The sequence below is a fragment of the Pseudomonas sp. AP42 genome, from assembly GCF_001728935.1.
GTDB classification, from domain to species: domain Bacteria; phylum Pseudomonadota; class Gammaproteobacteria; order Pseudomonadales; family Pseudomonadaceae; genus Aquipseudomonas; species Aquipseudomonas lactis.
Genome location: NZ_LYSO01000016.1, coordinates 24053 through 47988 on the forward strand (window position 1 = coordinate 24053; position 23936 = coordinate 47988).

Here is a 23936-nt window from a genome sequence, read left to right on the forward strand (position 1 = left end):
CGGGTATATCTACTGGCCTTCTCAACAAATGGAATGGCCTGTATGAACACGATCCCCAATCGCTTGCGCAGCACCTTTGTGACCGGTGCCACCGGCTTGCTGGGCAATAACCTGGTACGGGAGCTGGTCGCACGGGGTTATGCGGTGAAGGCGCTGGTGCGCTCGGCGGTCAAGGGTGCGCAGCAGTTCGGCGATGTGCCGGGCGTGGAGCAGGTGGTGGGGGACATGGCGGATGTGGATGCCTTCGCGGCGGCGTTGCAAGGCTGCGATACGGTGTTTCACTGCGCGGCGTTTTTTCGCGATAACTACAAGGGCGGCAGCCATTGGGAGGAACTGGATAAGATCAATGTCGTCGGTACGCGAGCTCTGCTGCAACAGGCGTATGACGCGGGTGTGCGACGGTTTGTGCATACCTCGTCGATTGCCGTGCTCGACGGTGCCCCCGGTACGCCGATCGACGAGACGTGCCTGCGGGCCGAAGCCGATGCGGACGACTACTACCGCAGCAAGATCCTGGCTGAGCGGGAGGTGTTGAGGTTTCTTGAAAGCCACCCGCAGATGCACGCCTGCATGGTCTTGCCCGGTTGGATGTGGGGGCCGGGTGACCGTGGGCCGACGTCTTCGGGGCAGTTCGTGAGGGACGTGATCAACGGCAAGTTGCCGGGGCTGATTCCTGGCACCTTTTCGCTGGTCGATGCCCGCGATGTGGCCTGGGCGCACATTGCTGCCGCCCAGAGCGGGCGTCGGGGCGAGCGTTATCTCGCGGCCGGTCGCAACTTGACCATGCGCCAGCTGATGCCGGTGCTGGGGCGTATTGCCGAGGTCAAGGTGCCCTCCCGCCAACTGCCGCTGCCCGCGCTGTATCTGTTGGCAGCGGTGCAAGAGGCCTACGCGTACGTGACTGGAAAGCCCATTTTGCTGAGCATGGCGACGTTGCGGCTGTTGATACGCGAGGAGCACCGTACCCGCTTTGACCACCGCAAAAGTGAAGAGGAACTGGGGCTGAGTTTTCGCGTGCTGGAGCAGACCCTCACGGACACGGTGGCGTGGTCCCGAGCCTACGGCGCGTTGTAATAAAAAGCCCCAGGTCGACAGGCCTGGGGCTTTTTTGTGGCGGAAGGTTTAACGCGTTTGCAGTGCTTCTAAGCGCGCCGGCAAGTCCTCCTGGGGGAAGCGTTGGTACAGCGCCAGCAGTTTCTCGTCCGCCGCCTTGGTTTCCCCCGCTCGACGCAGGTTCACAATTTCCTGCAGGCCTTCTTCCAACGTAGGCAGCGCCCGTTCGCTGAGTTTTGCCGTTGGCTGATCTGCCACTGCGCTTTCGGCTTGAACCGGCGCGCTTTCAACCCTGGGCGCTGCGGCCATGCGGGCCATTGGCGCGGGTGCGGAAAACGCTTGCGGCGCCGGGTGAGCAGCTTCTTCGTGGTGCAGCGCGGAGAATGTCGCGGTGGAGATTTCAGGTTGCGGCACGGGGGAGCGCATGACCACGCCGATCATCAGTGCCAACCCGGCGACGGTGGCGAATGCCATTTGCCAGCGCGGGCGTTGGCAGGCTTGCAGCCAGCGTTGCCACAGGCTGGGTTGCGGCTGCGGGGCTTCGCGGCGGGCGGCGTTGAGGATGAAGGCGTCGAGGGACGCGGGCGGTTCGCCCGTGCTGTGTTGACGAAAGTGCTGGAGCAGCGCGTCGTCTGGGGTGTGTCGGGGGTCAGTCATACAGGTACCTCCTCGGCCAGCAGGCGCCGCAATTTTTGCAGGGCGTAGCGCAGGCGGCTTTTTACGGTTTCCAGCGGGGCGCCGGTGAGGGTGGCGATTTGCGGTACTTCGAGTTCGCCGTGCAGGCGTAGCAGGAAGACTTCGCGCTGGTCTTCGGGCAGGTCTTGCAGGGCGGCGTCGAGGCGGGCCTGGTCGCGGCTGAGGGTCAGTTGCTGCTCGGGGCCGGCGCTCTGGTCGGGCTGTGCGTGCAGCTGTTCATCGTAGCTGTCGTGCAAGGGGTTGTGGATGCCGTGCTTGCGCCAGTGGTCGATCAGGCGGTTGCGGGCGATCTGGAACAACCACGTGCGAAAACTCGCCCGGCCTTGTGGCTGGGTGGTGCTGCGGATCAGGCTGAGCCAGGTGTCCTGGTAGATTTCTTCGGCCAGTTCGGCTTTGTTGCACAGGGACACGAGGAAGCGGTACAGGCCCTGGCGGTGGCGCGTGTACAAGGCTTCGAAGGCGGCTGCGTCACCGGTTCGGTAGCGGGCCAGCAGCGATTCGTCGCTGGGTGAGTCATCTGGAACGGCCATATAGTGGGCGAACTCCTTTTGGTCAGCCGAAACAGGATTACTGTAGGAGCGAGCTTGCTCGCAAAGAACGTCAACGATAACGCGTGCTTGCTGGATAAACGCGGTGCCTGTGAGTTTTTCGCGAGCAAGCTCGCTCCTACAAAAAGCTTTAGCAGCAAGCCCCCTCCCACATTTGATTTTGGTTGTGAGCGAGATCAGGGTTTGAGGCTTTGGGCCAACTCCACCAGTTGCACGAATTCGTTGCGCAGTCCGAAGGGGTCATCGCCGCGGGCCGAGCGGGCAAGCTTGGCGGTGTCCTGCAAACTCATGCTGCCAGTGTAGCGGCCATCGCCTTTGAGCTGTTGGGCGAAGGCGGCTACGGCAGCGGCGAAACGCAGGTCGTCGCTGGCCGGGGTAGCCTGGTTGGCGATGGGGCGTTCGATTAACTGGCTGTTACCGCCCGCAGCGGGCTTGTAGCGCACCCGTAGCATCGCCAGCTCATCGGATTGGCCTTCGGTCGCAGGCGCGGCGGCGTAACGCAGAGGTTCCAACCAGCCCTTCTCGCCCTTGGGCACGATTTCATACAGCGCCGTCACTGTGTGCCCTGCGCCAATCTCGCCGGCATCGACTTTGTCGTTGTTGAAATCTTCACGCTTCAGGGCGCGGTTTTCATAGCCCAGCAGGCGGTACTCGCTGACCTGGGCCGGGTTGAATTCAACCTGCAGTTTTACATCCCTGGCCACCACCGCCAGGGTCGAACTGAGTTGCTCCACCAGCACTTTGCGCGCTTCGCGCAGGTTGTCGATGTAGGCGTAGTTACCGTCGCCCGCGTCGGCGAGCTGCTCCATCAAGTGTTCGTTGTAGTTATCCACGCCAAAACCGAGGGTGGTCAGCGATACGCCGCTTTTGCGCTGGGCCATGGCCATTTGCTTGAGACTGTCAAAATCGCTGATGCCCACGTTGAAGTCGCCGTCGGTGGCCAGCAGGATGCGGTTGATACCTTGATCGATAAAGCCTTCGCGGGCCATCTGATAGGCCAGCTCGATGCCGGACGCGCCTGCGGTGGAGCCGCCGGCGGTGAGTTGGTCGATGGCGTTGCGGATCCTGGCTTTTTCACTGCCCGAGGTGGGCTTGAGCACCACGCGGGATTCACCGGCGTAGACCACCAGTGACACGCGGTCCTGATCACGCAGTTGATCGACCAGTAATTTCAGCGTGCTTTTGACCATAGGCAAACCTTCGCGGCGGTCCATGGAGCCGGACACGTCCACCAGGAACACCAGGTTGGCGGGCGCCAGTTCGGCCACGGTTTTATCGGAGGCCTTGATGCCAATGCGCAGCAGTTTTGTGCGCGGGTTCCATGGCGTGGTGGCCACTTCGGTGGTGACGCCAAAGGGCGAACCATCGGTGGGCAGCGCGTAATTGTAGGGAAAGTAGTTGACCATTTCCTCCAATCGCACCGCGCCTTCGGGCGGTAGACGGCCTTGGTTGAGGAAGCGCCGTACGTTGGCGTAGCTGCCCGTGTCGACATCCACGCTGAAGGTGGAGACCGGAGTTTCGGCGACGCGGTGCACGGGGTTATCGGGCAGGTTGGCGTATTGCTCGCGGGGTTCGCTGCGGTCATTCATCATCGCCATTTCACGCACCGCCATCGGTGCCGGCATGGCCATGCGTTTGGCCATCGCGCCCTCAACTGGCGCGCTGTGCAACTCGGCGGTGGGTTGTGCCGGTTTGGCCACCTCGGGAGAGGAAGACAGCCCACACCCGGCCAGCGCTACCAGCAGGGTAACGGTGAAGCCTTGGGCAGCGGGACGCAGGTAAAGCAGAGGGCGGGACATGGGGCTGAACCTCGTGAATGAATGAGCCGTTCACAAGGTCAGACGCGACATAGGTTGGGTTCGGGTTAAACCCTCGAAATTCACCCCGATCAATGTGGGAGCTGGCTTGCCTGCGATAGCGGTGTGTCAGCCAGCCTTTCCAGCACTGGCCCACCGCTTTCGCAGGCAAGCCAGCTCCCACATTTGAATGGCGGTGTTCTCTTAGTCTGTGCCGTATTTGGGGTTACGCGGGCCGTACAAGATGCCGGTGCGTTGCCCTGCCGACAGCAACCGCGCACTGGTGATACCGGCAATCGGGTGTGCCGCATCGGTGGAGCTGTTGATCACCTGCTTGACCGCCGCCGTGATCAACATGCCCACCAGGCCGCCACCGTTGTTGTTGCCCTCCTCGCTCGACGCCCGCGCAGAACCGGTCCACAGGGTGGTGCCGGTGCGCAGGTCCACCAGTTTGGCCGAGGCCGTCACCGAGGTGTCGCTGGAGATCAGCATGTACTGGGTGCCGTACTCGCTGATGGTGATGTACAGCGCCGCGTCCGCACCAAAGATGTCATGCAGCTTGGCCGGTTGTACGGCCTGGACATCGTTGGCGGTGGTGAGGCCGTTCTGGCGGAAAGTTTCGTCCACCAGGGCAATCGGCAACACGTAGTAGCCGGCTTCGGCCAGCGGGTAGGTGACTTGCGACACCAGGCTGTAAGACGCCTGCACTTCCGGCGATTCATTGATCGGCGGCAGTACCAGGATCGACTTGGGCCGCGCCTGTTTGTACGCCGAATAATCAACCGTCTTGGGTGCGGCGCAACCGCCGAGCAACGCCAGGGCCAGCAAGGCGCCGGTGAGTTTTAACAGGCTCATTTAGTGGCGACTCCGGCTTTGGCGTTTTTCAACAGAAAGTCCATGTACGCAGCAGACTCGGGGAACAGCGCCTTCTCGGTGCGAAACTCCTGCACCATCTGGTCGTCCTTACCCATGTTCATGTACAGCATGCCCAGGTGCGCGTGGTAACCCGGCGGCGCCTTGCGGCCACTGGCGTTGATCTTCTGCAGGTCGCGCTCCAGTGCTTCCACCTGCGCTTCCTTGGGCTCGCCCTTGAAGTACTCGTAAACCTGCGGCTGGTAGCTCTCCCATTGATACAGGGGCTGGGGCGCCGTCTGGCACCCGGCTACCGTCGCGACTGCTGCCAACGTCAGCGCCAATTTCACTGCCTTGCTCATCCGTGTACTGCTCCTTGTGGTGTGGCTGATCAGTTACGCGGGTTCCAGGCGCCGGCGTTGATGCCGTCGACCAGGCGGTTGATCGCTTCGCGCATGGCCAGGTCCAGCACCTTGCCGTTGAGGGTGGAGTCATAGCTGGCGGTGCCGCCGAAGCCGATCACTTCACGGTTGGACAGCGCGTACTCACCGGCACCCTGGGTGGAATACACCACTTCGGAGGTGTTGATGTTGACGATATTCAACGCGACTTTGGCGTAGGCCACTTGGGTCTTGCCACGGCCGAGAATGCCGAATAGCTGGCGGTCGCCGGTTTCTTTACGGCCGAACTCGGTTACATCGCCGGTCACCACATAGTCAGCGCCCTTGAGCTTCTGCACGGTGCCTTTGATCTTGGCTTCCTGGGAGATTTCGCCCATGTTGTCGCGGTCCAGCACGCTGAAGCGGTTGGTCTGCTGCAAGTGGGTGATGAGGATGGTCTTGGCCTGGCCACCGAGACGGTCAACGCCATCGGAGAAGATGCCGCGCATGTAGCTGGAGCGGTTATCGAACTTGCCCACGGCAATCGGCACACGCACGCCGGAATAGGCCACGTGGGCGCTGGCGACTTGCTCCACCGGCATCGCGCGGTTGCTCTCGGTGGCGCAACCGGCCACGGTCAACAGCGCCGCGGCGGTGAGGCCCGACAGCAGGATTTTGGACAGTGTCTTCACAGGGTGCTCCTTGGGTGAGGAAATCAGCGTTGCCGGGTTTTCCAAGGAGAAAGGCAGCCTGAAAACGCACTGGCCTGAATTCTTCCCTGAAAGACGGTGATACAACGGCTGCGGCATTTTACGGGGTTGAGAGCGGTTCTCAAGTTGTTTCGGCCATAGGTGGGGGGCTTACCCTACTGCCGACCGCAATACTCAAAGCAACGAAGATCCAATGTGGGAGCTGGCTTGCCTGCGAAAGCGATAGTGCAGCAACAGATGCAGCGACTGACACACCGCCTTCGCGGGCAAGCCCGCTCCCACAGGGGAACTGCGTTTAACCCTGGCTGGTATTAGTCCAAGCCCGCCCACCAACAGCAGCCAGCCTTCGCACAGCCCTACTTGAGCTCCTTCACCAGGTACTGCGCAGAAATCTGCGTAATCCCGGTCAACGCCCGGCGCAAAGCTTCAGGGTCCGTGCGGTAGGTTAACGGCGTATAGCCATAAACGTTCTGACCATTAAACGGCGTGACCGCTTCAAAGGTGCGCCAGACCATCTCATCGCCGCGATCCATCTGCGCTAACACGTTAAGGGTCGGGTAAATCACACTGCTGAAACCCTGGGTCAGGCGAAAGCCCCACTCGGACACAGTCAGCTGGATCTGCGCATCAGCCGGCTCATCGTCGCCGACCACCTTGAGCGTCGAAGTCTTACCCAACTCATCGACAAAGCCCTGCTTGAGCAACACGCCAACATCGAGTTTTTCCGCCTCCATCACCGTCATAATAGCCACCGGCGTCGGCATCTCGGCCAACTGCCCAAGCTTCATGCCGCCGGCAAACCCGGCACCACTCAACGCCGCAGTACCCACCTTGGACGCCCCGCTGGCCATGCCAACACCCGCGCCAACCCCGGCACCCAGGGCCGCGCCCCAGGCCTGTTCGCGGCCGAAGTACACCATGTTCTTTTCCCACTTCACGGGCAGGACTTTGACGGTCTTGATCTGCGCGCGGTTTTCGGGAGTGAGGGGGTGGCTGACGCAGCCGCCGAGGATGAGGGTGGTGAGGAGAATGAAAAGGAGGTTTTTCACATCAGTCCTTTAATGTTTGCAGTGAATACGAGAAGTCGGCAGAGCCTGGACCCTGCCGACACACTGGCTCAACTCATTTGCTTTCTTTGGCAATGGTGCCCAAGGACGCATCCTTGACCAGGTAACGGCCTTCGACTTCGCTCAGCGCTTTGAGGCTGTTACGCGCCACGGCGAAGCCCATTTCGACTTCCTGCTTGAGGTAAACCACCTCACCCGCTTTGACATCAATCGGCATGTCCGCCCAGTTTTCAGCCTTGGAGCTGATCACGTGTTTGCCCGGCGTCACGAAAAAATAGATGTACTGGTTACCACGGTTGTAACCCATCTCCGAGTCGGCTTCCTTGTCATCCAGGAACACATTGAACCGCACCATCATCCCGACATTGCTAGGGCGCACGACGTACACCAAACCTTTATCGGCCACGGCAGCCTTGGGCAGCGAATAGTTCGCCACGTCAGCCTGCATCTTCTCCACCGACGGCGTCGAGGAACAGCCAAACAGCGTGGCAAGGGACAGAACGACAGCGGCTTTGCAGAACAACTTGATCATGTATTTCTTCCTTGTGGGTAACGGTGGAGCGGTTTTGAGAGTGCCGATGATGGCGGGATCTCATTTTTATGGCATGGCCCGAAGCATTGTGCCATTGCTGTGATGCCTTGCGCGGTTTTGGGTGAGGGGCTTATAGTCCGGCCGTCGCCCATACGGCGATCAGGTTTGGCGACCTGACAACAGAGTGCAAAAGCAATCCGCTTCATGCAGGTGTTTTTGCACCCGCAAAGCTGTGCTCGTTATGGCGGCTGTGCGCGGGAGACCTTCGGGTCTGCCGGTTTACTCTGTTGCCGGTTCGCCAACCTGCGTACAGCTGCCACCCATTCGTTTGGCGACGATTGAGTGGTGGCTTCAACCACCAAAAACAGAGTGTTAAGTATGAATAGATACATGCCCCTAACCGGCCACGACTGCACCGTCCCAGCCCTGATCATCGACACCCAGGCACCTCTCGACGTCCTTCACGACGCCGCCGTGCACCGCATTCGGGCCGTCACCCAACTGCTGGAAAACCTGGCCTTCCGCGAACAACTCAGCAGCGATGCCGTAGTGCTTTCAGACTTCGCCCACTTGCTGGCCATTCCGCTGCGCGATGGGTGTGATTTGCTGGATGTCATCAGTCGCAGGCTTAATGCCGATCCGTCCTGAGTGAAAACCGGGCGGCCTTTGTGTCGCCCGCTTTGTGCTCAATTCCCTTGGCCCCTGTCTTTATCGTTAGACTCACGCTCTTTACGATTTTTCAACCAGGACTGTATCCAAACTCCTACCCCAGTAGGTATTGCGTAAATGAAAAAGGTGAAAAAGGGGACAGATTTATTTAGTGCGCCTTTAAACTCTAATTTAAATAAATCTGCCCCCTTTTCGTTTGCAATCAAAACTGCAATACACCAACCAATTTGACTAGACAAAAAATCAAACCACTAAGCTCTTTATTCGATCACCCGCACTGAGTAGTTCGTCGGCAGAAAGCGGAGTATAACTAATTACAATCAAAACCCCCTCTTCAAACTCACACACTTCTTCTACATAACCATTCAACAAATCAACAAGTTCACGAGGCCCTTTTTCAAAGGCGCGAAAACACAACTCCTTATCGAAATAATTCGCTGCATTTATACGAAAAACGCCATCCCTACCGTTAACGTCTTTTTTTGTAGCATCACAAGCTTCCAACACTAAAGGCCAATCGCTCCTCGTAACACTCCAATCATGTAAAGCTGAGCGATAGGAGCCAAACGCCTTTATATAAACAGGAAAAACAACCTTCAACAAATACGAATAGTCGACTTTGGAGTCTGTAAATTCAATAAATAGCGTATCATCAAACTGCGCATCATCTTGGAGATACTTCTGATCTCGCAGAGCATATGAAATTCGACCTTTAACGCCGACTGGAAGTAGCTTATCCAATGACACCGAGGTCACCAACTCGCTTCCAATAGGGGGCACTTCAAAGGCATCGTTCAAACTCCACGGAACGCCCAAATCGCCTATAGCTCTCAAAAAATCTTTATGCCTCTCTTCGATAGACTCTGAAACACTAGGTCTATGCCGAAACTCAAGCTTATATTTAGTCATTACCGTGCCACCCTTACAGAAATATTTCGAACAAAAGGGGACAGATTTATTTAATATGCTTTTCAACTCTAATTTAAATAAATCTGTCTCCTTTTCTCACCTTTTCTCAAACCCTTAACCTTTCCTGATCATTCCCATCGACTTCAACTATCTGAAAATGGAGCGGCGAGCAGTACCGCCTCGATTTCATCAGACGCTTTTTTTCCCCATTCCTTATTAAATCCTACTAAGTTCCGAGAGGTACTTTTCAAAAATCATTATTCTGGAGTCTTTTCCGGCAGCACGATGGGAGAGCTCGTAATCTACCGCCATATTGAAAGCTACACGACTGATTATCCAAAAGAGAAGTTCATCCAGCGAATGCGTGTGCTTTCTGAAAATCTCATAACCTCTTTCTGAGGAGACATATTCAAAACCCTCACTTTTAAACTCCACGTGAGGAGTACCATCTTCGGGGGAGCTCTCTCTAACCAACAGCATAGACTTAGGCGCTCCCAACTTAGCGCCTATCAAACTCACGGTTTTCTGCAGCTCACCGAAATTGGAAACCATACTAATTCGTTCGCCTCAACAAAAGGGGACTGATTTATTTAATGCACCTTTAAACTCTAATTTAAATAAATCCGCCCCCTTTTCTCTCTTTTCTTTACCCTTAAAACAGCAGTTAAAAGACATAACATCCTTTTACGTTAGAAGTTTCGTATCTCCATGACTTTATTAGCCGATCCGCAGCGACAAAAACCGAATATCGGCAATCTCTAATCCAAGTTATGTAATACCGCCTGCCTCCGTTTTCATCAACAACCTTATCAAAGGTCTTATTTTTATTTACAGGCGACCAATATGAGTCGCCACATCCTCGAGTGCAGTCTTTGTAAAGGTGGGAATCGAAATGAGTACCTACCCATAGATTCATTCCATTTTCCCAATTGGAATGGGAAGGTGCGCAGCCAGCCAAGGCCGACAATAATACTACTAAAAGCCATTTATTAATTTTCACGCTTTTTCTCCGACTCAATTGCTGGGCGCTACTTATCGTACAGTGCTCCATAATTTACAAGCAGAGCAGGCGGCACGAACAAAAGGGGACAGATTTATTTAATAGGTATTTTTCAACTCTAACTTAAATAAATTCTTCCCCTTTTTTTCAGTCTCCTTTTTTCATTTCCACATTATTGCTAACACACCCTCATCTCTAACCAAAAAAAATCTATCCTACCTTTTAAAATACAACACTTGGAAATACTTTACGAAACATATGCTGTATCGCTGGCAACCGGGCTAGTTCGTCCAACATTTCGGCAGCCGAAAGCGGCATATCGTAGGGTACCGTGCCACGGAGCAGTGCTATTCCATATAAGGCATATTCCTCGTTTTTAGAGTGACTCCAATTTGGAACATAGCCAATTACTTTGTAGATCTTGAAAATAGGCTCATCAAACTCAATCAAATCATATAAAAAATCTGGAGCTCCCTCCGCCCCTAAAAATCCTGCGCACCACGATTGTAACTCTGATCTATCAATAGCCTCGCAGAACAGACAGGTAATTACAAACCCTAAAAGCTCATCACTGTAACGCTCAGTTTTTTCTATAATCACTTTCCGCCCCCCATAGCTTCACCACCTATGTGTCCAATTTTGCTGTGAACAAAAGGGGACTGAACGAAAGGGGACAGATTTATTTAATATACCTTTCAACTCTAACTTAAATAAATCTGTCCCCTTTTCCTTGAGTGAAAATCGGGCGGCCTTTGTGTCGCCCGCTTTGTGCGTGAGCAATCCAACCAAAAAACCGGTCCACTTTTTTCGTCATTTCACGCAGCAAACTTGATCATCAGAAAGATAATAAAGTCCCTCCAGTTTTCCGCAAATGGAAGGAAGACCAAAAATCGGTTCTGAGGTATAAGAAATAGGCAACTCGGATCTAATCAAATCGGCGAACTCCGAACTTTCCCACGCGGGAGTTACTATACCGTTCCAAAAACTTACGGCCTCTCCCGTTCCAGACAATACAACAGGCCTCAAGTATTCAACTGCAAGATTGGAGTCCCAATACAAATAACCGCAATACACAGAGCCATTTTCACCAAAAAAATCAGCTCGAACGATAATCTGAAAGTCTGAGCACGTTTCCTGTTCGGCGAGGGGGCGTATAGTTAATTCGTCCTCCACGGTGTCGTCCATCGGAAAGAACCAAACGCTATAACTACCAAGATCATCAATCGTCAGCTCACATACTTGTTTATCCGTCATAACTCGCCGCGCCCTATGCAATTAAGCACAACAAAATAGGACAGGTTTATCTGATACACTTTCCCAGCTAAAATTTAAATAAATCTGTGCCATTTTCTCTCTATCCCTTATAGCGCCTATTGGTTTAAGTCAGCCATTAGTTTAGCTATCACTAACTCGAAAGCATTCTGCAAAGCGCTACGGAGAGCTTCAGGGTTTGTTGCGTACTCCTGAGGTGTATACGCCTGGACATTTCCCTCACTGAACGCTGTTACAGTTTCGAAATTCCTCCAAACTACTGCGTCGCCGAGCTTCATGGTCGCTACAATGCCCACTGTGGGATAAAGCTCTGCACTGTAGTTTTTCAAGGCAAAGCCCCATTCGGACACGACAAATTCTATATGCGCATCGGCCCGGCCGCCCTCCGGTTCAACTTTGAATAAATGCTCAGCACTGATCCGTGCCTCCAACAGTTGTTTGAACAACTGCCTTGGATCTATTTCGTTACGCTGCAAGTTCAACAAAATTGCCTGCCGTGGACTTGAAGCTCCACCATCAGCCACTTTCGCGCCCGCTGCCACACCCACGCCAGCCATAGCACTGGTAGCGACTTTGGACGAATCCGATGCCATTCCCACAGCCACCCCGGCACCGGCACCTAAGCCGGCCCCCCAGGCTTGATCCATGCTGGTGTACTTGAACTGCTGCTCCGAAAACGAGGCAGGCAAAATAGTGACAGTCGTGATTTTATGGCGGTTTTCAATGCTCAGGTCTTGTGTTACGCAGCCAACCAGCAGAAATAAAGTGCAAAAAACTACGAAAATTTTTTTCATATATAACACTCTTGAAAGTTAGGCGAACTTGAAAACTAAACCCAAAAGGCTTACCCCCCTAAATAAACGCAACTTCGCCCATCAAATCTTGACGCCCACCTTAGTTATAGCACGACGAAAGGCCATTTTTGTGTCAGATTCACGAATAAATCGCCTCAACACCACGACTAAACATAGCGAAACTTCCAGAGATCACCGCTCTTCATCCAATATCTCTCAGCATCTGGTATTAAAAAACTAAAATCTGAACACATGGATGTCCAATCAGAATATGAGAGTTCCTCGTGGAATCGGTCTTGATCCATATGCATATATATTCTTCTATCAAAATTAATATAGAATACGGGCAACCTAGACGCTACACGGCCAACAAGACCGAATATATCCGCACTCAAACTCGCGCCTGACAAAAAGTAGCCCTCAACCTCTTTCAACAACCGGGGTAAACTACAGTCGTCATCCAGCTCAAAAATTTTTGAAAGGTCTTCACCCGTCAACACACCTTCACTAACACTATTTAGATACTGCGAAAAATTATCGGCTGTTAGCTTTAAAATTCCACCACGGAACACCCTACACGCTTCTTCATACTGCGCCTGCGTTATATGCCCTTTATCCAAATATGCGCGATAGTCTTTTTCCGCATCCAATGAAAAGTTATACTTATAATCCAAAACCCAATAACACTTAGCACCACTTACAAAAAAACAGATACTTTTCTCACCAGACCATAAACCATCAAGCACTTCTTTATTTAAATTCAATTCCCGAACTCCTTTAAAAATTCTTCATGAGCGTAAATGCGGGCGTTGCTTGAGTGCTTTTCAAGCAACGATTCCCACACCTTAGGAAGTTCCAGGGCTGTCCCAGGCTTGGTCGGATCTACAATTTTAGGCGCTGACGGGTCTCGGTTGACTCCTGGAATCGGACGTTGAGGAACTGCGTTAGCCATAATTTCACTATGGAGTTTAGCATCGACATCAAATACAACCACGATAGAAAAAGGGGACAGATTTATTTAATATGCTTTTCAACTCTAACATAAATAACGCCCCCCTTTTCTACTCTCGTTTAAGCACTTTAATCGCACCATAACTTTCTGGTCGAAACCCACTTGGCCAGACAGTAGCGTCATTATACGTAGCGCCCAAAAAAAACGCCTCTTCGATTCTATTTGCACAAAGATCAGCGCCACATAAATTTGATCTAATAAAGCTAGCACCACCAATATCAGCACCATCAAAACTTGCACATGAAAGATTTGCACCGGCAAAATCAGCAAATGCTGCCATTGCGCCTGCGAAAGAAGTATTACTCATAACTGAATTCATAAAATTTGAATTCATCAGAGCTGCTCGATCAAATATAGCTCGATCTATAAACGCGTTAATAAATGAGGCATTTCTCAGATTCGAACCAGAAAAGTCGGCACTTCCAATATTAAGTTCATCAAATATAGCGCGATGCAACTGCAACCCTTTCAAACTTGCACCGACAAAACTATCCAAAGGTAAAGTTAATATCTCGCCCGTCTCAAAATTAATATTAATCATTTATTTCCCCAATCCACCGGATCCACCTTCACTTCAGACATTGGCTTAGTTAAGCCAGCTTTATTCGGCGGTAATGTTCCAGGATTCACATCCGGAGTCCGGCCTAAGATTTTAGCAGCAATGTAGCGATGATTACCCTCAACGATGACCTTCCCATCCATTGAAATCGGTGGAGCAACATCGCCCTTTAGAAGACGATCAACATATCTTTGAATAGCAGGTAATGAAACCGCTCGCTGGGCGCTGGCAGCAGAGTCCCCCTTCAGCGCTTTTTCAATTATTTCTGGAGTTACTTCAGCCCCCGACGAGACCAACGGTTTCCCTGAAGTATTTTTGCTCGCGACGCTACTGCCTGCCCGACCGGCAATCAAAATCATCGCAGCGGCGGTACCCAATTCTGTAAGTATATAGGCCTTTTCCTTGGGCTCTAATCTATAGCCGTAAGCGCGATCTACCCACCTCGTGGATTCATTCCAGCGATCAATGTCCGCTGTTTCTTCCGGAGTCAGCCATCCTTCTTTGAGATTCTTAGCAAAAGCTACCTGCTTATCCGCAGCAAACATATCGCCCCATCCACTTGGGTTAGGCGACTGTGAAACCACATCACTAGGGTTCCCTTGAAGCAATCCAGGCGTGTCATACGTCGTCTGTCGCAGCAGGCTAAGCAGTTCCTGTGCAACAGGACTGTCCATTCGAACCGAACTATTCAGGATATCGTCGACACATTTTCGCGTCGGGCAGTCCTTGATGGGGCTGGAGTTGTCCGCAGAAATATTTTCATATTTATTCAATATTTCTTTTATTTTGGCTTCACCGCAGGTCTTGGTTGCGCGGCAGTCCTTAATTTCTTTAAGTAGATTCTCAGCCTCAACGTGATTCAGATTGTTATAGACCGTAGCTTGCTGAGCCACCCATGCGGCTTTTTCCTGAGCCTTTGCATCTCCACCTGCTGCTGCGGCAACCGTCATACCGACTAACTGGGAGGTCATTGCCAGAACTCGTTCGTGCGCCTCACCCGGAAAGATTTTTTCACCGACCAGGCTGATCAACGCTTCGTTAGCTCCGGCGGCCAAGGCCGCAGTTCGGAAGTCGCCCCCCGCGGCCTCGCCAATCAACCCGCCCACAATCGCATGTACAGCGATTTTCTTAGGAAGGCCACTGCCCAATAGTGAATCACCCACTCGGTCGAAAATCGCGCCACTTAGGCCGTCTGCAGCCATGCTGATCGCGGCTTGCACAACGTTATCCTTGAACTTCCCACCGTTAGTGAGCGTGTTCAGGGCTGATCGAACGGCAAGCTGAGCACCGAGGCTGCTAGGCATAAAGCCGCCGCTAATGCCGGCAACCGCATAGCCTTTCAGGCTATCGCTGGAGGTGACATCTTTAGCCACTGCGCCAAGATTGCCACGATTATTGATGGTGCTTGTCGTGGCATTTACGGCAGCTGCGGACACTACTGAGCTTGCGGCAATGCCCGTTGCGCTAGTGGAGGCTGCGCCGACAAGACCCGCACCGGCGCCCCACGTAAAGTAGGTGACAATAATTGCAATGACTAAAGATGCGCCGCCACCTAAGCCAGAGTTATCGTATTTAAAGCTATCGTGAACCTCCTGAACCCTGCGCCAGTCCACGTCCCCACGTTTCTCAGCCTCTTTCAGCCAAGCCAACTGCGGATCTGCCTTCACCATTGCATCAATGGCCTGACTAACCGTTTGCTGATCAACATGCGTGACGTCAATCTTCAAGCCATCTACGGCTTTAATAACCACTTGTCCCTGCGCAATCAGCTGGCTCTGGCGCAACGTTTCGTCAGTATTTCCTTTGCCTTTGGCGCTGGTCCAAACCAGGCTGTTCTTGCTTTTTTCATGGCTTTCTTGATGTAGATCCTTGACCGCCTCAAAGGTAATCGCGCCACCGCTATCCAAAGTGATGTCCCGGCCGCTCTGAAGCTTGGCAAGTTGATAGGTCTGGTCGCCTCCACTTTTGAGTACCAGATCACCACCAGTCTTGATCTCAGTTCCCACATTCGTAACGTGGGTCACCTCATCACGCTTGGTCTTCTTCGCGCCCCAGCCCCCCTTCTCCTTCATGTCGTAAAGACTGTAAGTGCTGTTCTGCGCCGCCAACAAACTCAACTTATCCCCGCTATACAGATAAGCCTCATTCCCCGCACTGATCCTGCTCGCCACAATCGTGGTATCACGCCCCGCCTGGCTGACAAAATCCCCACCCGCCGTCAGCACGCTCGCCACTTGGGTGGTCTGGTCGTCCGAGGTCTTGATGCGTTTTTTGCCGTCCTTTTCCTTGCCCTCGACGTTGTGCATGTCGCTGACCGAGGCGACGTTGAAGTCGCGGCCGGCGGCGATGTTGAGGTCTTTGCCGGCGGTGGCATTGCTGCCGATGATGTTGACGTCTTGCCCGGCCTGCATGTTGAGGTTGCCGCCTGCTGTGACGCTGGCGGCGAGGTTTTTGACGTCGGTGGTGATGCTGGATTTCTCGCCGCCGTCGCGGGTCTCGTGTTTGACGCGGGTGTCGCTGGCGGCGATGAGGTTGAGGTCGCGGCCGGCGGTTAGGTTGGCGTCGTTGCCGGCGGTGAGGGCACCACGGTTGGTGAGGTCGCGCCCGGCGTCGATGGCGAGGTTTTCGCGGGCGACGATGGTGCCGGCGCTGGTGTCGGTGAGGGTGCGCATGCCGGCGCCGTCACGCACCTGGATGGTGGTGGTTTCGTTGGTGATGTCGCCTTTGAGGGCCGTAAGGCTGACTTGTTTGCCGCGGATTTCGCCGGCCATGGCGTTGCGGATGCTGTCTTGGGCCAGCAGGTTGAGGTTGTTGCCGGCTTCGACCAGGCCGCCGGTGTAAATACTGCCGCTGCTGATGGCGGAGAGGTTGTTGCTGGCGCGCAGGGTGCCGACGTTGATCAGGTCGCCGCCGGTGACCAGGTTGAGGTCGCGGCCCTGGATGAGGCTGTTGCCGCGCACGTTGCGCGAGTCGGCCTGGGCCAGGTACAGCACCGGCACGAGCACGGTCTGGCCGTCGATGACGCGGTTTTCCATCCACACGATGTCGTGGGTCAGGGCGCCGACTTGCTGGTCGGTGAGGGCCACGCCCAGGCTCAGGCGCAGGGCGTCTTTGCTGGCGAGGCCGTTGTCCATCAGGTAGCGGAACTGGTCGGCGTCGCTGTACAGGCCGCCGGCGAGGAAGCGTTGGCCGGTTTGCGCGAGGACGGCGTCGCGGATCAAGCGGGTTTCGTACTGGCCGTCACCGAGGCGGCGCCAGGCGTTGTCGGCGGTGAAACCGAGTTTGCCGAGCATGTAGTCGGAGCTGAAGAAGCCCGACACCGAGGTGAACTCGGGGTTGGTTTCGATCAGGTAGTGGCTGGTAGGGTCGGCGTTTTTGACGAACAGGCCGTACTCGCCCTTAGGCAGTTGGAAGGTGGGCGAGGTGGTGGGGTCGACCGGGGCAAACGCGGTGCCGGTGTAGTCCACGGGCACGAAGCCGCCACCGGGGGCCACGCCTACCACGGGCAATACGCTGCCAGGCGCCTGGGCGCTCGGGTCGTTGACGTGTTTGCTCAGGTTGATGTTGATGCCGCCGACGGGGATGCCGGTCTGGTCGTCGCCGAGGGTGCCGGTCAACTGCGCCAGGGTGTTGTTGTGCAGCGTGCCGTTTTGCAGGGTGCGGGCGACGTTGAGGTTGACCGTGCCGCCAGCTTGCAGGGTGGCGTCGTAGCCGGGGCCGCTGTTGTTGGTCCAGGTGGTGACGTCACTTGCATAGGCGAACGGCAGGCTATTGGGTGAGCGGCTTTTGAGTTCTTCGAAGCGCGCCTTATCGAAATTCCCGGCCGCCGTGGCCGCATTGAACGCGGGCACGTCGACATATTGCATGCGTTCAAACAAATCGTCGGAGACGTGACCTGGCGTGCCGATGACAAGCTTGCGCTGGCCCGTGCGCGTGGCGGCGCCCTGGTTGAGCAGCTCACCGGCGGTGATGCTCAGGTCGCCATTGGCGGCCATCAGGCTGTAGCGGTTCTGCACGTTGTCGCCTTGCAGCAGCATGTTTTTGCCCGCCACCAGGCGCGCCGCTACCGAATCCTTGGTCGCCGCCTCGAGGTACGTTTCGTAGATGGTGATCTCGCCACGTTCCCAGTTGTCGCTCTCGCCGCAGTGCTGGCCACAGATCCAACTCAAACTGCCGGTGGTCAGCGTTTGCCCGAGTTCGAATGCGTCTTTGGCGTTTTCGATAAAGCCTGCATTGATGCCGATCGAGCCTTCGCTTTCCACGGTGCCGGAGCGGTTGCTGAACAGCACGGCACGCCCGCCATCGCGGGCGGCGAAGCTCAGGTTGCCTTTGCTGTAGACATCGCCATAGCTGTTGCTGAAGCCATTGCTGCGCAAGGTCATGTCGCCGCCGCTGAACAGCAGCGTGTTGGCGGCATTGGTGATGCCGTTGACTGCGGTGAGGTTCACCGCGCCCTGGGCACCGAGAGTGCCACGGTTGTTGATTTGCGCGGCGGCGATGTCCAGTTGCTGGCGGGCGGTGAGGAAACCGAGGTTGTCCAGGGTGCCGCCCAGGGTCAGGCGCGCATTGGTTGCGGCCAGGCGGCCGCCGTTCTGGCTGAGGTTGTTGGCGGCGACGGTGAGTGTTTGCAGAGCCGAGACGCGGCCGCTGTTGATGATATCGCCGGTGGTGATGCTGATGTCACCGTCGCTGAGCAGTTCGCCGCCGTTGTCCAGGCTGGCCACGTTGAGGGTCAAGCCCTTGGCGCTGGCCATGCGGTCACCGGCCTTGAGGGCCAGCCCTTGGTCGCTCTTGTAGGTGAGCACATCGTTGAGTTGCACACGGCCCAGGCCGTCGACCTTGCCGAATGCCCAGTCGGCGCTGCCCATGCCCTGGATATTGCCCTGGCTGCCTGCGAGGCTGGCGGTGTTGAGGTGGAACAGGCCGGTGCCGGCGTGTTGCAGCATGCCGCTCTGGTTGTTGACGCTGGCGGCGTCAAGGCTGAAGGCCTGGCTGCCGAATTCGAGGGTGCCGTTCTGGTTGTTCAGCGCACCGCTGAGGTTGAGCTTGCTGCTGGCGCCGCCCAGGGCACGCAGTTGGCCGTTGGCGCTGTTATCCAGGTTGCCGCCGGTGAGGGTCAGGCCCTGGTTGGCTTCGATCAGGCCGCCCTGGTTGGTGAGGGTGTCGCGGGAGGTCAGGTTGATCTGATTGCCGCTGACCTGGCCGCCCGCGCTGTTGTCGAGGCTGGCGCCGCTGACGGTCACTTGTTCTTTGCCGAACAGCTTGCCGCCACGGTTGGCCAGGGCTTCTACGGTGAGTTGCAGGTTGCCGACCAGGCTGGCCATCAGGCCGCCGCTGGCGTTGTCGACGCTGTTGGCGGTGACGCTCAGGCTGTCGCCCTGCACGGTGCCGCCCTGGTTATCCAGGCGGGTGGTGTTCAGTTCGGTGAGGGCGCCGCCGCTGAGGATCAGGCCCTTGCGGTTGCTCACATCCTGGCCGCTGTAGCTCAGGCCTTCGGCGCCGGCCAGCAGTTGGCCGTTGTCGTTGTTCAGGTGCTGGGCGGCGATGTCCAGGCGCTTGCCGCGCAGGGTGCCGCCGTCGTTGTTGAGGGTGGTGAGTTGCTTGACCAGCACGCTGCGTTCGCCCGCGTCGATCTGGCCGCCGACGTTGGTGAGCAGGTCGCTGACCTTGAGCACCACGTCGCCGCCATCGCTGACCAGCGCGCCTTTGTTGCTGTTGGTGAAGGTCTGCGCGGTGACGTCGACGGTCTGGCCCAGCAGGATGCCGGCGTTGTTGTCGAAGCGCTCGCCTTGCAGTTGCAGCAGGCCCTCGCTCTGGATGCGGCCCTGGGCGTTGAGCAACTGGCCCGGGCCTTTGAGCAGCAGGCTTACGCCCTGGGCACCACCGGCCAGCAGGCCGGCGTTGCGGTTGTCGAGGCCCGAGGCGCGCACGTCGAGGTGGTCACCCAACACGCGCCCGGCGCGGTTGTCGATATCGCCGCCAGCCACGTCGAGCAGCAGTTGCTTGCCGACGATGGTGCCGCCCTGGTTATCCAGGTTAGCGGCGTGCAGTTCGATATCGCCCTGCCCGGCCTGCAAACGGCCCTGGGCGTTGTTGAGCTGTTGCGCGGCGGTGAGGGTGAGGTTGCCGGTGTCGGCGCTCAGTACGCCGCCTGCGTTGCTGCTGAGGGTGCCGGCCTTAACGTTCAGATCGGTGTTGGCCTGGGTAAAACCCTGATTGTTGTTGAAGGTGTTGGACACGGCGAGGTTGAGCGCGCCACCGTCAGCCTGGATCAAACCCTTGAGGCTGTTGTCAAGGTTGCTGGCAGTGACGGTCGCGGTCTTGGCCACCAGCACGCCGTTCTGGTTGTTCAGGTTGCCGGCGTTGACGGTCAGGTCGTTGGCGATGACTTGCCCGCCGCTGTTGTTCAGGTCGGCACTGGTGAGCACCAGGCTGCCACCGGCCATTTCGATACGGCCCTGGCGGTTGTCCAGGGAGGCGCTGTTGAGCGTGGCGGCCTGGCCTTCGCCGAAGCGGATCAGGCCGCCGAGGTTGACGATGGCCGGCGAGTTGATCGCCAGGGTTTGTTCGCCAAACAGACGTGCGCTGGCGCCCTGGTTGGTGAGTTTGGCGCTGCTGACCTCGACGGTCTTGGCCTGGATGATCGCGCCCTGGTTGGTCAGCGCCTGCGCGGCGGTAATCGCCAGTGCGCGGCTGGCCAACAGGTTGCCGCTGGTGGTGACGGTTTGCGCGTTCACCACCAGGTCGCCCGTGGTGTTGCGGCTGTTATCGGCGGCGACGCCGGCTTCGATGATGCCGGGGTTGTTCACGCTGGCCGCGTTGATCTCGATGCGCTGGCCGGCGGCGATGCTCTTGCGGTTGACCAAAGCCTGGACGCTGGTGACCTGCACGTTGCCGTTGGCGTAGACCTTGTCGGTGAGGTCGACGTTTTGCGCGGTGACCTTGACGTTACCGGTGGCCGCCGCCTGCGCCATGCTCAGGCGCCCGTTGGCGTCGAGCTGAATATCGCCGCCACTGGCGGCCAGGGTGCCGTCGAGCTTCACGCCCACACCGGCCTCGGTGCCCACCAGTTTGATCGCGCCGGCATACATGCCGCCCAGGGCCGACGAGTCGATTGCCAACTCGGGCTTGGCGCTGCCGTCATCGGCGCGGGCGGTGGTTTTCAGGCTTTGCGCATCGACGTCGTTGCGCCCGGCGATCACGTTGAGTTCGCGGGCGTTGATTTGTGCGTTGATCTTGGCCGAGCGGGTGATGATGTCGAAACGTTCGACGTTGCTGGCGTTCAAGCCTTCGCCGTCGATGGTCACCGCGCCGCCATCCACTTCATAGCGCTGCAATTGACCGCTGGCGTCGAGCACCGGTTTGCCGGTGGTGAGGGTGACGTTGGGGGTGTTGATAAAGCCGCAACCGCTGCACGTCACGCCGTACGGGTTGGCCACGATGACCTTGGCCGACTGCCCCGCCACTTCGGTATAGCCGCGCAACTGGCTGGGGCTGCCGCCGTTGACTTCGTTGAGGATGACGTTCGCCGCGCCGCCCTTGAGGTTGGGGTTGCCGACGATGATCCCGCCCAGCTGGGTGTTGACCATGGCGCCGTTGCCATTGTTGAGAATCACGCCGTTGGGGCCGACGTTGTAGTCCTTGAACTGGTTATGGGACAAGCCCGCGCCATTGGGGGTGGCAATGTTTACCACCGGCACGCCATTGCCTGCCGCGCCCACGGTGGTGCCCGGCGCACTGACCACAATGCCCTCGGCCTGGGCCAGCAGCGGCTGCCAGAACAGTGCGTTGGCAAGGATCAAGGCCAGCCCGCGCTTGGGCAGGCCGAAGAACGCGTCCCGGCGCTTCAGGGCGGCAGAAGGTTGGCGGGCCAGGAAGGCGAATTGGCGAACATCCATTGTCAGGCTCTCATGCAGCGGGGCGTTGAATTACAGGAAGAAATCCATGCGAAAGTAGATCGGCGCTTCGCGCTCGGTGACTACACCGGGTCTTTCTAACGAATGAGCAAAGGTCACGCTGGTGCTGACGTGTTTGCCTCGGGCGAACAGCTCCAGGGAGTTGCTGGACACCCGGCCATGAACGTTGTCGTTGTAGCGGTCGTTGCGGATCACGCCTTGGTCATAACCGACGCTGGCGCCGTATTCGGCGAAGGCCGGGCGCATCCAGTCGAGGGTCACCGGGCGTGCCCAGCGCACTTCGTTGCGCCAGTAGCCGCCGCTGTCGCCGGTCAGTAATTGGTCCTTGAAGCCACGCACCGAGGCCGAGCCGCCGAGGCTCATGCGCTGCGGCGAAAACAGCGGGTCTTCGCTGCGTTGCCCGGTGGCCAAACTGCTGAAGCTGAACGACTCGCCCCACAGGCTGAAAGGCTGCAGGTAGCTGACGGTGGCGGTGTATTTGCGGTAGCGCGCATTCGGCTGGCGACGGCCTGCTGGGTCACGCTCATCTTGGGCCTGGGCGTCGAGCAGGCCGATGCCGCTTTGCATGCCCAGGTCCAGGTTGACGAAGGCACTGCCGATGCGCCGACCGTGGTTGACGCCCAATTGCAGTTCGCTGAGGCGGTTGCTGCTGGGCGCGGTGCGCACGTCGAGGATGTAGTTGTTGGTACGCAGGTGCGCCAGGCCGACGTTGACCGAGGTCTTGCTGACGTCATCGCGGTGGATCACCCGCTCGGCGCGCAGTTGGTGGTTCTGGTTGTCGCCGTCCTGCTTGTATTTGAAGCCGTCGGTCACGCCGTAGGTGCGGTAGTCGCTTTCGCTGTAGGTGTAGCTGAAGTTCCACCAGCCCCAGGGCACGTTGTAGTAGAGCATGGTGTTTTTCGAGGTTTTCTGGTGGTCGCTGATGGCGTCGTGGCCGCCGCGCAGCATCAGTTGGTCACCCAGGCCCAGCGGGCTGTCCCACTCAAGGCCAGCGCCCCATTGCTGTTCGCCAGTGCTTTTCTGCCCGTCGTTGTTGCGCGACAGGCTGGCGCGCCAGGGCTTTTGCGCGGTGTTCTTGACCACCACGTCGCTGCCGCCGATTTGCTTGCCGGGGGTGAGTTCCATCTGCGCTTGTTTGGACGGCAGGCGGTTGAGCTGGTCCACCAGTTGCTCGATCTCGCGCAGGTTCAGTGCTTCACCGACTTTGCCGGGAAAGGCCATGGCCAGTTCGCGGTCGGTCACCGTGCTGCCTTCGGCGCTGCGCAACGCTTCGAGTTTGCCTTCCACCACCAGCACTTGCAGATGGCCGGTGGAGAGGTCTTGCTGTGGCAGGTAGGCACGACTGGTAACGCGGCCTTTGCCCAAGTAGTAGTCGGTGATGACCTTGAGCAGCTCGTTGAGCTGGGACACGCCCAGACATTGGCCGATATAGGGCTTGAGCAGGCGCTCGCGGTCGGGCGCCGGCAGGCTGTCGGCGCCTTTGAGTTCGATGGTTTTGATGGGGAAGCAACGGGTGTCAGCCGGGGTTGCCGGGGCTTGAGGCTTGTCCGCTTTGCCGGGCAGGTCCTGAAGCTCCTGGAGGCGCCGCTGCTGCTCTTCGAGCAGGCGGTTCTGCCGGTCGCGGATCAAGTCCTGATCGCCAGGCGTGGGGGCGGCGGATGCACTGTTCAGGCCCACGCAGGTGAGCAGGAAGGTGCAGAGCAATAACCGGGTCCATGGCAATAACGAAGACATGTTCGATCCATCGAAAATCAAGGGCCGCGAAACTAACATCGAACTTCCAGCTCGCCTAGAAACGGGCGAAGTGGGGCCGTTCGATTGATTAGTTTTCTAACCTGTTGATTATTAATAATAATTTTTCATCAAAAGAGTTTAAGTCGGGCACTTACAGTGATTATTCCGACAAGCGGCAACTGTTTTGATGGCGATTCGACGAATGACTTTCCGACTGCCATTACTTAGCCATCATGTGTTCGTCGAGTTAGGTTAGTACCGGAGAAGGGGGAAAAGTTCGCGGGGGTTTTGTGAATTGGATCCCATTTATCGGAATTCCAACAAGAGGAGTGAACCACTGCACGCTATGGGTGGAAATACTACCTGTGGGAGCGGGCTTGCCCGCGAAGGCGGTGTGTCAGTCACTGCAACTGTTACTGCACTATCGCTTTCGCAGG

Annotated in this window: 19 protein-coding genes; 2 read left to right on the forward strand and 17 right to left on the reverse strand. The window is 56.8% G+C overall.

Annotated features, from left to right (window positions below; all coding sequences use genetic code 11):
- Positions 1–42 precede the first annotated feature (42 nt).
- Positions 43–1074, forward strand: a complete 1032-nt coding sequence (locus A7K61_RS08835; RefSeq protein ID WP_069557428.1) for an SDR family oxidoreductase — start codon at positions 43–45, stop codon at positions 1072–1074.
- 48 nt (positions 1075–1122) lie between these two features.
- Here the strand turns inward: A7K61_RS08835 and A7K61_RS08840 are convergent, their stop codons facing one another.
- The 8 genes from A7K61_RS08840 to A7K61_RS08875 all read right to left on the reverse strand — a co-directional run bounded on the left by A7K61_RS08840 (position 1123) and on the right by A7K61_RS08875 (position 7550).
- A complete protein-coding gene (locus tag A7K61_RS08840; RefSeq protein WP_069557429.1) occupies positions 1123–1710 on the reverse strand; it encodes a hypothetical protein in 588 nt (195 codons plus the stop codon).
- Positions 1707–2279, reverse strand: coding sequence for an RNA polymerase sigma factor (locus tag A7K61_RS08845; RefSeq protein WP_069557430.1), 573 nt, complete (start codon positions 2277–2279; stop codon positions 1707–1709). The genes A7K61_RS08840 and A7K61_RS08845 overlap by 4 nt, the downstream gene beginning before the upstream one ends.
- Before the next feature lie 194 nt (positions 2280–2473).
- The gene (locus A7K61_RS08850) at positions 2474–4096 is read right to left on the reverse strand and encodes a VWA domain-containing protein (protein WP_069557431.1); all 1623 of its coding nucleotides are present in this window, start codon (positions 4094–4096) and stop codon (positions 2474–2476) included.
- Positions 4097–4297: 201 nt separating this feature from the next.
- A complete protein-coding gene (locus tag A7K61_RS08855) occupies positions 4298–4948 on the reverse strand; it encodes a DUF799 domain-containing protein (RefSeq protein ID WP_003187506.1) in 651 nt (216 codons plus the stop codon).
- Positions 4945–5307: a DUF4810 domain-containing protein gene (locus tag A7K61_RS08860; protein ID WP_003187504.1), complete on the reverse strand. Its 363-nt coding sequence runs from the start codon at positions 5305–5307 to the stop codon at positions 4945–4947. The genes A7K61_RS08855 and A7K61_RS08860 overlap by 4 nt, the downstream gene beginning before the upstream one ends.
- 29 nt (positions 5308–5336) lie before the next feature.
- Positions 5337–6017, reverse strand: coding sequence for a CsgG/HfaB family protein (locus A7K61_RS08865; RefSeq protein WP_005783620.1), 681 nt, complete (start codon positions 6015–6017; stop codon positions 5337–5339).
- A gap of 374 nt (positions 6018–6391) precedes the next feature.
- Positions 6392–7084, reverse strand: coding sequence for a hypothetical protein (locus A7K61_RS08870; RefSeq protein ID WP_069557432.1), 693 nt, complete (start codon positions 7082–7084; stop codon positions 6392–6394).
- A 73-nt stretch (positions 7085–7157) separates the two neighbouring features.
- The gene (locus A7K61_RS08875) at positions 7158–7550 is read right to left on the reverse strand and encodes a DUF2846 domain-containing protein (RefSeq protein WP_171905465.1); all 393 of its coding nucleotides are present in this window, start codon (positions 7548–7550) and stop codon (positions 7158–7160) included.
- 474 nt (positions 7551–8024) lie between these two features.
- Here A7K61_RS08875 and A7K61_RS08880 point away from each other — a divergent pair, with 474 nt between their 5' ends.
- Positions 8025–8282: a hypothetical protein gene (locus tag A7K61_RS08880; protein WP_005783616.1), complete on the forward strand. Its 258-nt coding sequence runs from the start codon at positions 8025–8027 to the stop codon at positions 8280–8282.
- A gap of 264 nt (positions 8283–8546) precedes the next feature.
- On the opposite strand, the gene A7K61_RS08885 is transcribed toward A7K61_RS08880, so the two are convergent.
- The 9 genes from A7K61_RS08885 to A7K61_RS08915 form a co-directional block, all read right to left on the reverse strand.
- On the reverse strand, positions 8547–9212 hold the full coding sequence (locus tag A7K61_RS08885) for a hypothetical protein (RefSeq protein WP_032901603.1): 666 nt from the start codon (positions 9210–9212) through the stop codon (positions 8547–8549).
- A 216-nt stretch (positions 9213–9428) separates the two neighbouring features.
- Positions 9429–9764: an Imm63 family immunity protein gene (locus tag A7K61_RS08890; RefSeq protein WP_256557727.1), complete on the reverse strand. Its 336-nt coding sequence runs from the start codon at positions 9762–9764 to the stop codon at positions 9429–9431.
- 670 nt (positions 9765–10434) lie between these two features.
- Complete coding sequence (locus A7K61_RS31115) at positions 10435–10812, reverse strand: hypothetical protein (protein ID WP_081088332.1); 378 nt, start codon at positions 10810–10812, stop codon at positions 10435–10437.
- Positions 10813–11022: 210 nt separating this feature from the next.
- Positions 11023–11466: a hypothetical protein gene (locus A7K61_RS31120; RefSeq protein WP_072435749.1), complete on the reverse strand. Its 444-nt coding sequence runs from the start codon at positions 11464–11466 to the stop codon at positions 11023–11025.
- 116 nt (positions 11467–11582) lie between these two features.
- Positions 11583–12278 carry a hypothetical protein gene (locus A7K61_RS08895; RefSeq protein WP_019819568.1) on the reverse strand — a complete coding sequence of 232 codons (696 nt, stop codon included), beginning with the start codon at positions 12276–12278 and terminating at the stop codon, positions 11583–11585.
- 167 nt (positions 12279–12445) lie between these two features.
- On the reverse strand, positions 12446–13042 hold the full coding sequence (locus tag A7K61_RS08900) for a hypothetical protein (RefSeq protein ID WP_069557433.1): 597 nt from the start codon (positions 13040–13042) through the stop codon (positions 12446–12448).
- A gap of 297 nt (positions 13043–13339) precedes the next feature.
- Positions 13340–13831, reverse strand: coding sequence for a pentapeptide repeat-containing protein (locus A7K61_RS31125; RefSeq protein ID WP_082239679.1), 492 nt, complete (start codon positions 13829–13831; stop codon positions 13340–13342).
- Positions 13828–21747, reverse strand: coding sequence for a filamentous hemagglutinin N-terminal domain-containing protein (locus tag A7K61_RS08910; protein ID WP_256557728.1), 7920 nt, complete (start codon positions 21745–21747; stop codon positions 13828–13830). The genes A7K61_RS31125 and A7K61_RS08910 overlap by 4 nt, the downstream gene beginning before the upstream one ends.
- Before the next feature lie 30 nt (positions 21748–21777).
- On the reverse strand, positions 21778–23499 hold the full coding sequence (locus tag A7K61_RS08915; protein WP_069557434.1) for a ShlB/FhaC/HecB family hemolysin secretion/activation protein: 1722 nt from the start codon (positions 23497–23499) through the stop codon (positions 21778–21780).
- Positions 23500–23936 lie beyond the last annotated feature (437 nt).

Excerpts from the sequence above, each read along its gene's own strand:
- A7K61_RS08835 (WP_069557428.1), top strand. The coding sequence starts at position 43 with ATGAACACGATCCCCAATCGCTTGCGCAGCACCTTTGTGACCGGTGCC.
- A7K61_RS08840 (WP_069557429.1), bottom strand. The coding sequence starts at position 1,710 with ATGACTGACCCCCGACACACCCCAGACGACGCGCTGCTCCAGCACTTT.
- A7K61_RS08845 (WP_069557430.1), bottom strand. The coding sequence starts at position 2,279 with ATGGCCGTTCCAGATGACTCACCCAGCGACGAATCGCTGCTGGCCCGC.
- A7K61_RS08850 (WP_069557431.1), bottom strand. The coding sequence starts at position 4,096 with ATGTCCCGCCCTCTGCTTTACCTGCGTCCCGCTGCCCAAGGCTTCACC.
- A7K61_RS08855 (WP_003187506.1), bottom strand. The coding sequence starts at position 4,948 with ATGAGCCTGTTAAAACTCACCGGCGCCTTGCTGGCCCTGGCGTTGCTC.
- A7K61_RS08860 (WP_003187504.1), bottom strand. The coding sequence starts at position 5,307 with ATGAGCAAGGCAGTGAAATTGGCGCTGACGTTGGCAGCAGTCGCGACG.
- A7K61_RS08875 (WP_171905465.1), bottom strand. The coding sequence starts at position 7,550 with ATGCAGGCTGACGTGGCGAACTATTCGCTGCCCAAGGCTGCCGTGGCC.
- A7K61_RS08880 (WP_005783616.1), top strand. The coding sequence starts at position 8,025 with ATGCCCCTAACCGGCCACGACTGCACCGTCCCAGCCCTGATCATCGAC.
- A7K61_RS08885 (WP_032901603.1), bottom strand. The coding sequence starts at position 9,212 with ATGACTAAATATAAGCTTGAGTTTCGGCATAGACCTAGTGTTTCAGAG.
- A7K61_RS08890 (WP_256557727.1), bottom strand. The coding sequence starts at position 9,764 with ATGGTTTCCAATTTCGGTGAGCTGCAGAAAACCGTGAGTTTGATAGGC.
- A7K61_RS31120 (WP_072435749.1), bottom strand. The coding sequence starts at position 11,466 with ATGACGGATAAACAAGTATGTGAGCTGACGATTGATGATCTTGGTAGT.
- A7K61_RS08895 (WP_019819568.1), bottom strand. The coding sequence starts at position 12,278 with ATGAAAAAAATTTTCGTAGTTTTTTGCACTTTATTTCTGCTGGTTGGC.
- A7K61_RS31125 (WP_082239679.1), bottom strand. The coding sequence starts at position 13,831 with ATGATTAATATTAATTTTGAGACGGGCGAGATATTAACTTTACCTTTG.
- A7K61_RS08910 (WP_256557728.1), bottom strand. The coding sequence starts at position 21,747 with ATGGATGTTCGCCAATTCGCCTTCCTGGCCCGCCAACCTTCTGCCGCC.
- A7K61_RS08915 (WP_069557434.1), bottom strand. The coding sequence starts at position 23,499 with ATGTCTTCGTTATTGCCATGGACCCGGTTATTGCTCTGCACCTTCCTG.